The sequence below is a fragment of the Neobacillus sp. GCM10023253 genome (assembly GCF_042653105.1).
Lineage (GTDB): Bacteria > Bacillota > Bacilli > Bacillales > Cytobacillaceae > Neobacillus > Neobacillus citreus.
The window spans coordinates 72,462-85,074 of record NZ_JBHSHV010000008.1; the positions used below are offsets into that span (position 1 = coordinate 72,462).

Here is a 12,613-nt window from a genome sequence, read left to right on the forward strand (position 1 = left end):
TGAGGAAGCCAACCGCCTTTTTTTAGAGTTGATATTCTTGTAGCAGCCAATTTCATCAATTCAAAAAACACATTGACTTCCCCGCTCCTTTCAGGGTCAGGGTCTATGGAATAACTCAAAAATATCAACTCCTTTACTGTAGTGTTATTTTATTTTTTTTAAGGGTACCGCAAGATGCAGCACCCTATACCAATCCTATCATAAACCCAAATTTCCGAAAGTACAAATCAGTTTTTTTTGGTAAATTATTTTTAATCCGGAAAATAAGGGTTTAAATGAATAAGCACTTCTTCGATATTGTCATGCTGTTCCATCAGCTTTACCTTGATAGATCTGGCAAGATCATGCCCTTCCTTAATGGTCTTAAAATGGTCGATGGAAATCCGTAAGTCAACTAAAATGTAATGACCGAGTTCTCTAGCCCTAATGCGGTCGATCCGCCTCACATCGGAAAATTCATTGATAATAGCAATATATTCTTGAATGGTTTCATTGTTAATATTCCGCTCCAGTAAAATATCGAATGCTTCAGTTAACATTTCTTTGGCAATTTTAAAAATGAGATAGGCAACAAAAATACTTGCTACCTTATCACCGTACTGCAGAAGATGAATCGAAAAGCGTTCACCGATGATGGACATCAGAACACCAATGGCAGCCGCAAGCGAAGCAACAATATCGGCTTTGTGATCAAAAGCGATTGCTTCAATTGCTTTTGAGTTATTCTGTTTGGCCACGTTCATAGAACTTCTATATAAAACCACTTTTGCAACGTAAGAAAATACCGCCACCCACATCGCCAAAAGGCTCGGTGATTCGACTTCCTTGAAGAAACCTGTAATCCCTTCGAATACAAGATAAATGGACACAAGGAACAATAAAATACCCACAATACCTGAAACAATGACCTCTGCTTTCCCATGTCCATATGGGTGCTCCTTATCGGCAGGTTTATTGGCAATTTTGATAACAAGCAGAACAATAACGGATGCAAAAACATCGGCAGCCGAATGGATTCCATCGGCAAATACGGCATCACTATGGCCATACCAGCCTATTATCATTTTTCCTAAAGTAAGGATAATATTACTTATGACACTTATCCAGGCAATTTTTTTTGCCAAAGCTTCTCTTGTTCCCATAACAACCCCCTAAAACTAGCCCAAGCTGCTCCCTTTACTCTTCATGCCCGTCTTTTTCTTTTTTAATCATTTCAATTTCTTCGATTATCGAGATTCTGTTAATTTCATCATGCAAAAAGTGAAATGCCTGATCCAATTGTTCCTGCGATGGAAATTCATTTCTCTTCTTCATATATAGTGCCCCTTCCATGGATTTATTTTATAGGAGTAAGACTAAAATAAAAAGAAACAATACAGATGTAACACGAAAAGCGAATACGCCTTAACCAGGCACTGCAGCTAGACAATTATAACAAAAAGGAGAGAGATACATGGTGAAAAAAGACCCCAAAAAAGGAACTGAAGTAGCGGGCAGTTTCTTTCATGCCAGTTATTATCAAAATAGCGATCCACTTTCCACCGGTTTTGCCACGACGCATGAGCAGGTAAGCGATGTCTATGCCGAGGGTGAAATCGGTGCCGTCATCGAAAATGAAGACGGTGCAGACATTCCACTGAATAACAATAAATCAGAGTAAAAATCAGAGAAAACAGCTCTCGTTTGAAAGCTGTTTTCTTTTTTTTGAATCAGTTCCTTTGCTTATCATCCCGGTCCACATACGGGTCATGTTCATAAGCAGGTAAATCCCCGAAGCTTGTCATGATGCCTTCTTCATCAAGTGAATCCTCATATTTTTCATGCTGTGGATTAGGATAAACGGTGATATTTTTTCCATACATATCATTGCCGACAAAATTTTCATAGTCCTCGACATAGCCGATATTTTCATCTGCCTCAACGTACACGTCCTGATAATCATCCTGCGGGAAGGCCAGGTCGGATGGCGTGTCCGACGTTCCCCATTGGGCAACTGTCTGCCAGGAATCCTCTGCATCAAAGGCAACGCTCTCGTCCTTTTCATCCATATCAAATTTACCAAATGGCGGCATAAGGACACCTTCTTCGACAGGACGTTTATGAGAGGTCACCTGATCCGGGCTATGCTCAATGCAGTAGGTAGTGTTCGGCAAGGCTTCCAAACGCTCTAGTGGAATCTCTTTGCCGCATACCGCACATTTCCCGTATGTCCCATTTTCCATCGCCTCTAAAGCCTGATTAACATTATAGAGCTCTAATTTATAGTGTTCCAGTAAGGCATTATCTTTTTCCCGCTCATATAACTCCGTCGCCTCATCGGCCGGATGATTGTCGTAGGAGGATAATTCCCCCATTGACTCATGAGCATGGCCTCTTTCCAAACCCAAGTGGTCATTTTGCTCCAAATGTGCCTCCAGTTCACTCTTTTCCTCTAATAATTGCAAGCGCAAACCAGCCAGCTTTTCTGTCGATAACATCCAAATCTACCCCTTTCATTAGAAAAGCGTTTGTCATAAAAAATCTATATCATGCCTGATGTGTCCAATTTAGTCTAGTTCCTCATTAGTTTCATTTGTTTCGCGGCGGTTTATGTAATAAAAATTTAATTCCATCAAAAAACAAACGAACATCCTTTCAAGATTGAATAAGAAACGGGCAGGAGTATATCTTAAGAAATATATTTGAGCATTAGAAAAGAGGGATTAATTTGGTAAATGAAAACTTTGATAAGTTTAAAAAGGTGCAAGAAAAACACCAGGGAGAGTATTTAGGGTCGGATAGAAGACAAATGCCTGGCCTAAATGATGAAGATTATAATAACCAAAGCATTACTGACAAATCACCAGGTGCCACTGGGCGCAACGTATAGCCGGGACCAAGACCAGTATAAAAGGAGATATTATATGGGTAAGTCAACGTCTGGCGCAAAGGAAACTACTTTGCGCTGGTGGCAGCTTTCCTTGTTTGGGATTGGCTGTACAATTGGGACAGGTTTTTTCCTGGGCTCGAGCTTGGCAATTAGGATGGCGGGACCGTCCATTTTAATTGCCTATTTAATCGCTGCGCTTGGCACCTATTTTGTATTTGATGCCCTATCAAAAATGACCGCCAAAGAGCCGCTCGAGGGCGGCTTTAGGTCTTATGCCAAAAAGGCTTACGGCAGATGGGCTGGGTTTAGCAGCGGCTGGGTTTATTGGTGTTCAGAAGTTTTGATTATGGGAAGCCAAATGACCGCACTATCTATTTTTTCACGATTCTGGTTCCCAAACATTCCCCTCTGGGTATTTGCTGCCGTTTACGCCATCCTAGGATTGGCCATCATTTTAATTGGTGTAGGCATTTTAAATAAGCTGGAAAATGTTCTTGCTGTCTTAAAGGTGGCAGCCATTTTAATGTTTATTATTATTGCCCTGTTGGCCTTATTTGGCGTGATTGATGGTGACCGTCCGATTCAGTATCCTAACAGCAAAAAGGATTTCTTTCCTGGCGGAATGAAAGGACTGTGGTCTGCTGTTATTTTTGCCTATTATGCCTTTGGCGGCATTGAAATTCTGGGTTTAATGGCAACTAAATTAAAAGACCCTAAGGAAGCTCCAAAGGCCGGCAGGGTTATGCTCTTTTCCCTGATGGTCATCTATACCCTTTCGATAGGGATTGCCGTCACCATGGTCAATTGGCAGCAATTCAACGCGAAGGAAAGCCCGTTTGTTATTGCATTGGATGCTTACAACCTTTCGTTTGTGCCGCATATCTTTAATGGCGCTTTAATAATTGCAGGCTTTTCTACCATGGCTGCTTCACTTTATGGAGTTACGAGTGTTTTAGTTACCCTTGCAAAAGAAGGGGATGCTCCGGCAAGCTTTGCAAAGGAAGGAAAGCTAAAGATTCCGCTGCCTACACTAATTCTTACGATAATCGGCATTACTGCATCTGTCGTGTCAGCTTTACTGATGCCAAATCGAATTTATGAATATATAACGACGGCTGCCGGATTGATGCTGCTTTATAATTGGATGTTTATTCTTATTTCTCCAAGAAAAATTCTTAAGATAACTGCTAATGATAAAATAAAATATTATCTTGGAATTCTGTTGATTGTAATTGCGGTAAGCGGCACCTTATTCCATGCTTCCAGCAGACCTGGTTTCTTCATCAGCATTGCGTTTGTGGGAGTGATTGGTGCGATTACCTTAATCATGAGAGTTAAATGGAAAAGAAGCGAGAAGAACAAAAAGAAAACCATCCTTAAACCATGGCCAACTGCTTAATCCGGCAAAAAGGCGGCTAAATGCCGCCTTTTCCCTAAAGTGATTAAAATAAAATACTTATCGCCTGAAAACCAAAATACATGCCGAACGCTATTAAAGATAGACCTGAAAGTATCGAAATTATCACGAGAAGCCTTGAGGTTAAAAAATTTCGAAAGCTGCTGGCCACACTCGCCATCATGATGTCCCAAATCAACAGCCCAATAAAAATGGCGCTGCTGTACAATATAAGCCGCCCTGCATCATAAGAAGCGGCCGTTTTCGCAAGAACAGAGCCGTAAATTCCTAGCCAAAAAAGGATGGTTAAAGGATTTGAAATCGACATAAAGAACCCCGTCAAAAATGATTTTAACAGCGGTTCCTTTCCCCGATAATGCTTCAAATGAATTTTCCCAGCATTGAGGATTGTTTCAACCCCCGTATAAATGAGCACAAAAAAGCCAAACAGCCAAAGAAATGTCTGCATAAACTCAGTATCGAGGAACTTTACAACTCCTATGTAAACGACAAGCATATACACGCCATCGGCAACGACCGCACCTACTCCAATCAGCCATGAGTGCATAAAGCCACTCCGGATTCCCCTGTCAATTTGCGCTGCATTGATTGGACCAATGGGAGCAGCCAGCGATAACCCAAGTAAAATATAACTCAAAAATACATTCATTTGCTCTTCTCCCCCCAAAAAGCCTGTCTATCCATATGTATTCATGGGAGGGAGGTTGTACGACAAAAAAGAAGAGGGCAGGCCCTCCTCTTATTTTAGGTTTACAGGATATAGTTCTTCATCATTTGTAGTGTTCAGTAAATGACGCCGGGGAATCGGCAGATTTAACGTATCGATATCAACAATGTATTTAGGCCGCTGCTTTGTTTCCTTATATATTTTTCCGATATATTCCCCTATTAGGCCAATTGAAATCAACTGCAGTCCACCGATTAACCAGATGGAGGTAATCATCGAGGTCCAGCCTGTTTCGGTATTGCCTAAAAATTTTAGCGCCAAGAAATAGCCGCCAAAGAATAAACTCATCAGAAAAGAAACAAAGCCAATTACCAGCACAAAACGGATCGGCGAAACAGAAAAGGAGGTAATCCCATCAAAGGCAAATGCCAGCATTTTTTTTAACGGATATTTAGTCTCTCCTGCCTGTCTTTCGAGCCTGTCATAATACACCACATCCGTGCGAAACCCGAGAAGCGGTACGATTCCTCTCAGGAATAAATTCACCTCTTTAAAACGCTCCAGTTCATGTAGGGCCCGTTTACTCATCAGCCTGAAATCAGCATGGTTATACACAAGGTCAACACCTAATTTTCTCATCATTTTATAAAAGCCTTGGGCCGTGCTTCGCTTAAAAAAGGTGTCCGTTTCCCGTCCTTTTCGTACACCGTAGACGATCTCGCTGCCTTCATTAAATTTCATAACAAATTCGCGGATGGCCCGAATGTCATCTTGAAGGTCCGCATCAATCGAAATGACGCAATCAGAATAATCTTTGGCCGCATGGAGCCCAGCCACAAGTGCGTTTTGGTGACCGACATTGCGGGCCAATTTTAAGCCGCGGACATACTTATTTCGCAGCCCCTCTTTATAAATCAGTTCCCATGTTCGATCCTTACTTCCGTCATCTACAAACAAAAGCTTGCTTTGCTTTGAAACAAGCGAATCGGCAATCAGCTCCTCAAGTTGCTGCTGAAGCTTCACCATCGTTTCCGGCAAAACCTCCTCCTCGTTATAGCACGGTACAACAATAGTAAGGATTGGTTCCATCATCTGCTAATACCCCCGATGTTAAAATGTCTTATACAAGTAAATTTTCCAGGCAGACGTTTTGGTGACAAACACTTTTTCAAGTGTCAGCTGATTTTTAGCAGCATTATCGATCGGGATAGCTGAAAAAATATAACGCCCGCCCATTTCCTTAAAAACAGCTGTGTTTAATTCCAAGTTTTTTAGATGGCGCTTGGAATCTTTTTTTATCATATATCTCTTTCCAAGCTGTGCTGTATAAATATAGCAGCGCCCGCCCCATTGGTCGAAATACTTTTGAATGGTTTTATTTTTAGCCAATTCCTTTTCAATTATTTTCCTAAATTGATGTTTGTAGCTTAATGGATAAAAATTATTGTATGTATCAAGTGTGTAAAAACCATTAAACTGGGCGATTGCAGGATGGATGCCAATACTTGCGACCCGATACTCCTCCTGGGGCAGGGCAATATAATCTTTAATTTCCGCGAATAAATCCTCGGCATAAAACTGTTTCACTGTCGGTTTGTCGCGGTAAATGATTTCATCATTGAAAAGTCCCAGCACCAGAAGCTGCATTATCGCCAAACTCTGGGCTGTTTTCGCCCAGTTGATTCCCTGCATGGTGATGATTTTAAGGGCTAACGCAAAGCTCGCATAGATCACCATCGGCCGTAAAAAATGATAACGGGCAAAATTAAAGGTATCCATAAAGTGGAATTTTTTCGTCAAAGGCAGCCAGCCTTCATAAAACCAGAACGCATACCATAATGATAAGAAGAAATTTAGGGCAAATAATAAAACAAAGATTCTTTCCTGCCTCCACAGCTTTTTCGATACAATAAAATAAAAAGCGATAAAGGTAGCCGGCAGGATGATTAAAGTATGAACGGTCATTACATGGGTGTGTCCAAGTAGATAATTTTTAAAGGTAAGCCGGACAGCTCGCCATAAAGGCAGATGCGCATGAAAATATTCGTCGCGGCTGTTCGGTTCGCCTTTAAATAAAAAAGAATAGACTAAACGATACTCAACGACTGCAAACACAAATGTCATATAAACAATCGCAAACAAGAAGCGAAGGTTCCAGTCCTTTTTACGAAGACAATCTACCAGCCAAAAAACTCCCATCGCACTTAAAAAAAAGAAAAAACCCAAAACGATGCTGGCGTAAAAAGGCAGGAAGGTTAACACCGCATAATCCTTTAAAGAACCTTTACCGCTGCGGATATTTAAAAACGCCCACAGAGCAAGCGGCATCCCTAATGTACTCAACATCCCAGATGGCCAAAACGGCGTCAGGGCAAAGGCCAGGGCCGTGGCAATGTTTAATGAAAGCCAGCGCCCATCAGGAAGAAAATGATTTTTTAACAGCAAATACATCCCTAAAAATGCAGTAACTCTCGTTAATGCCTGACTCAACGCATAGGCCGTCATCGTTGGCAGCAAAGAATGAAGCCAAACAATAACACTGTACTCCGTTCCAAAGGCATTCCTTGAAAGGAGCCCATTAATAATTTGCGGAACTGCCCCTTCAACACCGCCGAACATTTCGCCGCTCCTTGCCAAGACCTTATACCAGGCGATGTTAGAGTCCAAATTATCGTGAACCCGAATATGAGCATTTTCCTGAAGGATAAATAACGGAGAAAGATAGACTGCTAAAACAAGCAAGGCAAAGATGATATATCTTCGCTCTTTTTTTGTTTCCATCATCACTTTTTGCACCTCAAAAAATATGGTTGTAATTTGTTCAATTTCTCTTTTAAACTTTGCAATTTGGCTGGAAATTATTCCATAAAAAAAGCCTTCCGTCAATTGGAAGGATTAGATTGTCTGGTAAGAGTATTTTTTTTCGGCAATTTTTACTTCTCAGAATCTAAACATCAATATCTATTTTTTGTCCCTGCTACTGGGCCTGTTGATTTCCGCTCCGGGCATTCGCTTTCCGCGGAGAGGTCCTGGAGCCTCCTCGGCGCTATGGCGTCTGCGGGGTCTCCAGTGACCTCTATATCCCGCAGGAGTCGATGCCCTACGCTCCAATCAACAGGGAGGCAAATCAACAAATATATTGCAACACACTTTTCTACTCAATAAGTAGGTTACTTCCTTTATGCAGATAGGCAAGTTGCAGTCATGAAACCCATTGACTAGCATTATTTAATCTTTGTTATTATCCTTCATTGACTAAATGCTCACTAAAAAGGTCAAACTTTTTCAAAAGGAAAACGAAAAGGTGGGTTGCCGGAGGATAAATAGATCAATAGAAAAAAATTCATTTTTACTTTACCTAGACTCTTTTTCTTAGCAAATTCACCAATTATTTATTGTGAGTTGAAGGTCCTAATTAAAGCAACGGTGAATCATTAAAGAAAAAGAATAAAAAAGGCTATCGAAGGTTTTCCGATAGCCAGAGCCTTCCGTCAAATGGAAGGCTTTTTCATGTATTAATGTTTTACAGTATTCCTGTCATATGTATTTAAAAGTTGGTCCAGCAGCTGACTGCATTGGACTACATTAGGATTGGAGTACCCATAAAGTTGAGCTAATTCAATCATTTCCTGCCTCGTTTTTTCAATAATGGATAACAAAGAATTCTCGCTCATCATCATGCTCCAACCCTCAATTTCATAATATAACAATAGTATTAAACATAATTTACAAGTTTTCCTAGATATATACAAGTACCTTAATTCCAAAAGAATAGTTCATTTTGTGAAGATTTTGTGAACATGAATTCTTGGTGTTAAGGAGAGAGGCAGTCCTTCACCTCCTCCTCTCCCATTAAGCAAAAAGCCTAATCTGTTAACAATACGGATTCCAGTTCCGCTACAAGTGATTGCCCTGCGTTCAAGGCATGATCTGAAAGACTGGCATCTTTGTCGGTTGGCTCTTGGAACTGATTAAAGGAACCGGAAAAGTTGCCGGAAGTTCCTTGCACATCAACCCCTGCTTCATATTGATGAGCAAGCAGAAACGGTCTGCCAAGTTCGACCGTGCAGCCATTTTTGTCGAGGCTGCCATCAATCGCTGTAAAAGGCAGCCTTAAAAACTGATAGCCTTCTTGATCATCTATTTTGTAATCAAAGGAACCATGGTCATAGTCCCAATTACCGCCAATAGAATAGCCGATTGGTTTTAACTTTTGCTCAAGCTTATACAAATCAAATTGTTTTCCTTCAACTTTAGACGGCAATTCCTTCATAACATATCACCCCTTTTAAACATTAAGGTTAGTATTCCCGTTTGAAGAAATTTCAGTAAATGAAAACTCGCCGATTGGCAAGTCCGATAGGACGAAGACAGAGGCGTAGTTGAATTTATGCGTTAAGGGCTAATAAAATTTGGAAAAATTTTATTAGTCCTTATTAGCTAAAAAAGAGTGCTGAAGATTAAATCAGCACTCCTAATTATCATTATTTCAAACGCTTTTCCAGTTCCGCCTTTTTCTCCTCAAAACCAGGCTTGCCTAAAAGAGCGAACATATTCACTTTATAGGCTTCCACACCAGGCTGATCAAATGGGTTGACGCCAAGCAGGTAACCGCTCATGGCACATGCCTTTTCAAAGAAATAGACAAGATAGCCAAATGTATACTCATCCATTGCCGGAATCGATACAATTAAATTCGGAACGCCTCCATCGGTATGGGCAAGCATTGTTCCTTCAAATGCCTTATTATTAACGAAATCCACAGTCTGACCTGCTAAATAATTAAGTCCATCAAGGTCGTTATCAAATTTCTCAATAGTCAGCTCGTGACGTGGATTTTCTACCTTGATGATGGTTTCAAATAGTTCACGGCGCCCTTCCTGCACATATTGACCAAGTGAATGAAGATCCGTTGAAAAATTAGCCGATGAAGGATAGATGCCCTTTTGGTCTTTTCCTTCACTTTCTCCGAACAGCTGCTTCCACCATTCTGAAAAATATTGCAGCCCTGGCTCATAATTTATCAGCATTTCAATGGTTTTACCTTTATTATAGAGAGCGTTTCTGACGGCAGCATATTGATAAGCCTGGTTGTCCTCGAGCTCTGAATGGCTATAGTCCTCTTGAGCTTTCGCAGCCCCATCCATCATTTTCACAATATCCGCTCCGCTCGCAGCGATTGGCAGCAAGCCGACAGCTGTTAACACGGAATAGCGGCCACCGACATCATCAGGAATGACAAAGGTTTCATAGCCTTCTTCATTCGAAAGTGTTTTCAAAGCTCCTCTCGCTTTATCGGTTGTTGCATAAATTCGCTTGCGGGCTTCATCAACACCGTATTTTTCTTCGAGTAGTTTACGGAAAATACGGAAAGCAATCGCCGGTTCTGTAGTTGTTCCGGATTTGGAGATCACGTTAATCGAGAAATCCTTATTTTCTAGAAGGTCCATAATATCCCGTATATAAGAAGAGCTGATATTATTGCCCGTAAAAATAATTTGCGGGGTCTTCCGCTTGTCTTTTGGCAGGGCATTGTAAAAGCTGTGCTGAAGCATTTCAACTGCAGCTCTTGCTCCTAAATAAGAGCCGCCAATCCCGATAACAAGCAGAACATCGGAATCTGTCTTGATTTTTTCAACTGCCTTTTGGATCCGGGCAAATTCCTCTTTGTCATAGTTAGTTGGCAGGTCAATCCACCCTAAAAAGTCACTGCCAGCTCCGGTTTTTTCATGCAGGGAATGGTGGGCAACTTTAACAGCATCCCTTAAGTATGTAAGTTCATGTTCTCCAAAGAAGGAGAGAGCTTTTGAGTAATCAAAACGAACATGTGTCATGCATGATCCTCCATTATTTTATATTTCATAAATCACTTTATCGAATAAGGGGTGGATTAGCAAGAAAAGCCCCCTGTTGTAAGCGTACCCAATTTTGATGATTTTTTTACAAAATTGGACATTTTTCGTCTTTTGCCATTTTCATTTCGTTTTGTCCGAAACAAAATTTTTTTAAAACATAAGAAGTCTTATCCTTAATTGAGTAACTAGTGATAGTAAAATAAATAAGCGAAGATTTTTCCGCTAAATGTAGAATGGGGCTCATTCCGGCGTAAATAAGGGAAGGTTTTCCGCTTAAACAAAGCAAAATCCCCAATACTGAAGTTTTTTGAGTTAATAGGGGAAATTTCTCCGCCTATTTAAGTTATTCTTAATCTTATTTACTTATTAAGGGAAATTTCTCCGCTTATTTATCAAACTCTATTTAGTGTCTAGTAAACTTATACAACTTACGGTTGCTTTAGTCAGATAATGAATATTTGAAAAAAGGCTTAGAGATATTTTTATCTCAAAGCCTTATGGACTGTGCAATATACTGTGATTTCTGTTGGGAAAATTATGCGATTTGCTATGTGATTAGGTTTGTGATTTACCATTTTGCACCTCACAAGTAATCCTGTTAGCAATATGCCTGAGCCTCTTGTTTTATAATGCTGCACGATAAATCGCCAAGCAATCTTCTCTATTCAATTTTGTAAAGCTGCCAAATTCCCCGTTGGCCATCGCACGGTCTGCCATCAGGTCAAGCTTGCTTTCATCGATGTCATAATCAGCTAAACGAGCAGGGGCACCGATACTGTTCCAGTACTCCCGCAGGTTACGAATACCTTCAAGGCCTGCTTCCTCAGCGCTTTTCCCTTCACAATTAACGCCAAGAACCCGTTCGGCAAGCTGCTTGAAACGCTCAGGCTTGACTTTAAGATTGTGCTCCATCCAATGCGGGAAAAGAATCGCAAGGCCGCCGCCGTGCGGAATGTCATAAACTGCCGACACTGCGTGCTCTAAATTATGGGTTGCCCAATCGCCGCGGTAGCCCATATTTAAAATACCGTTTAAAGCCATGGTGCCGCAATAAAGAATGGTTGCCCGGTGATCATAATTCTCAAGGTCTTCCAGCAATTTTGGTGCTGTTTCCATAACTGTAATCAACAGAGATTCGCACATGCGATCCTGAAAATCCGTTTCCTCAGTAAGATGGAAATAATGTTCAAGAACGTGGGACATCATGTCGACAATCCCATATATGGTTTGATTTTTTGGAACGGAATAAGTATGAACTGGATCAAGAATAGAGAATTTCGGAAATGTTACTGCACTTCCCCAGCCGTATTTTTCATTTGTTTCCCAATTTGTGATGACGGAACCCGCATTCATTTCCGAACCGGTTGCGGCCAGTGTCAGCACGGTGCCGAACGGAAGCGCTTCCTTAGCAAATGCCTTTTTAATGACTATATCCCAGGCATCGCCGTCATATTTCGCTCCGGCAGCAATTAATTTGCTACAATCAATTACACTTCCGCCGCCTACGGCCAAAATGAAGTCTATTCCTTCTGTTTTGCAGATTTCTACCCCTTTTCGGGCCGTTGTAATACGTGGGTTGGGTTCTACTCCAGGAAGTTCAAATACCTCTGCCCCAATTTCATTTAGAATTGTCACGACCTTGTCATAGAGACCAGTACGCTTGATGCTTCCGCCCCCATAAACTAGCAGGACCTTTTTTCCATAGCGCGGAACTTCTACTTTTAGTTGTTGAAGCTGATCTTTCCCAAAAATTAATTTGGTTGGATTTTGAAAAATAAAATTATCCATTTTTTTGAACACTCCCT

The 12,613-nt window shown here is 41.0% G+C and carries 13 protein-coding genes; 3 read left to right on the plus strand and 10 right to left on the minus strand.

All coding sequences use genetic code 11. The features are described 5' to 3' along the window. Positions 1–251 precede the first annotated feature (251 nt). Positions 252–1,142: a cation diffusion facilitator family transporter gene (locus ACFPA1_RS10895; RefSeq protein ID WP_213144382.1), complete on the minus strand. Its 891-nt coding sequence runs from the start codon at positions 1,140–1,142 to the stop codon at positions 252–254. Positions 1,143–1,176: 34 nt separating this feature from the next. Continuing rightward, positions 1,177–1,314: a hypothetical protein gene (locus tag ACFPA1_RS10900; protein WP_213144381.1), complete on the minus strand. Its 138-nt coding sequence runs from the start codon at positions 1,312–1,314 to the stop codon at positions 1,177–1,179. Positions 1,315–1,453: 139 nt separating this feature from the next. Here ACFPA1_RS10900 and ACFPA1_RS10905 point away from each other — a divergent pair, with 139 nt between their 5' ends. Further along, complete coding sequence (locus tag ACFPA1_RS10905; RefSeq protein ID WP_213144380.1) at positions 1,454–1,660, plus strand: YozQ family protein; 207 nt, start codon at positions 1,454–1,456, stop codon at positions 1,658–1,660. 49 nt (positions 1,661–1,709) lie between these two features. Here the strand turns inward: ACFPA1_RS10905 and ACFPA1_RS10910 are convergent, their stop codons facing one another. Next, the gene (locus ACFPA1_RS10910) at positions 1,710–2,477 is read right to left on the minus strand and encodes a TraR/DksA C4-type zinc finger protein (RefSeq protein WP_378582769.1); all 768 of its coding nucleotides are present in this window, start codon (positions 2,475–2,477) and stop codon (positions 1,710–1,712) included. A gap of 230 nt (positions 2,478–2,707) precedes the next feature. On the opposite strand from ACFPA1_RS10910, the gene ACFPA1_RS10915 reads away from it, so the two are divergent. Next, positions 2,708–2,869 carry a hypothetical protein gene (locus tag ACFPA1_RS10915; RefSeq protein WP_213144378.1) on the plus strand — a complete coding sequence of 54 codons (162 nt, stop codon included), beginning with the start codon at positions 2,708–2,710 and terminating at the stop codon, positions 2,867–2,869. Between the two features lie 34 nt (positions 2,870–2,903). Then, positions 2,904–4,268, plus strand: coding sequence for an amino acid permease (locus ACFPA1_RS10920; protein ID WP_378582772.1), 1,365 nt, complete (start codon positions 2,904–2,906; stop codon positions 4,266–4,268). A gap of 43 nt (positions 4,269–4,311) precedes the next feature. Here the strand turns inward: ACFPA1_RS10920 and ACFPA1_RS10925 are convergent, their stop codons facing one another. The 7 genes from ACFPA1_RS10925 to ACFPA1_RS10955 form a co-directional block, all read right to left on the minus strand. Next, complete coding sequence (locus ACFPA1_RS10925) at positions 4,312–4,935, minus strand: LysE family transporter (RefSeq protein ID WP_378582775.1); 624 nt, start codon at positions 4,933–4,935, stop codon at positions 4,312–4,314. Between the two features lie 90 nt (positions 4,936–5,025). Next, a complete protein-coding gene (locus tag ACFPA1_RS10930; RefSeq protein WP_378582778.1) occupies positions 5,026–6,045 on the minus strand; it encodes a glycosyltransferase in 1,020 nt (339 codons plus the stop codon). Positions 6,046–6,063: 18 nt separating this feature from the next. After that, positions 6,064–7,737: a DUF6044 family protein gene (locus tag ACFPA1_RS10935; protein WP_378582781.1), complete on the minus strand. Its 1,674-nt coding sequence runs from the start codon at positions 7,735–7,737 to the stop codon at positions 6,064–6,066. Between the two features lie 731 nt (positions 7,738–8,468). Then, complete coding sequence (locus ACFPA1_RS10940) at positions 8,469–8,633, minus strand: aspartyl-phosphate phosphatase Spo0E family protein (RefSeq protein WP_241114154.1); 165 nt, start codon at positions 8,631–8,633, stop codon at positions 8,469–8,471. A gap of 185 nt (positions 8,634–8,818) precedes the next feature. Beyond that, on the minus strand, positions 8,819–9,226 hold the full coding sequence (locus tag ACFPA1_RS10945) for a YugN-like family protein (RefSeq protein WP_213144373.1): 408 nt from the start codon (positions 9,224–9,226) through the stop codon (positions 8,819–8,821). A 211-nt stretch (positions 9,227–9,437) separates the two neighbouring features. After that, the gene (locus ACFPA1_RS10950) at positions 9,438–10,787 is read right to left on the minus strand and encodes a glucose-6-phosphate isomerase (RefSeq protein WP_378582784.1); all 1,350 of its coding nucleotides are present in this window, start codon (positions 10,785–10,787) and stop codon (positions 9,438–9,440) included. A gap of 645 nt (positions 10,788–11,432) precedes the next feature. Beyond that, positions 11,433–12,596 carry an iron-containing alcohol dehydrogenase gene (locus tag ACFPA1_RS10955; RefSeq protein WP_378582787.1) on the minus strand — a complete coding sequence of 388 codons (1,164 nt, stop codon included), beginning with the start codon at positions 12,594–12,596 and terminating at the stop codon, positions 11,433–11,435. Positions 12,597–12,613: the final 17 nt, after the last annotated feature.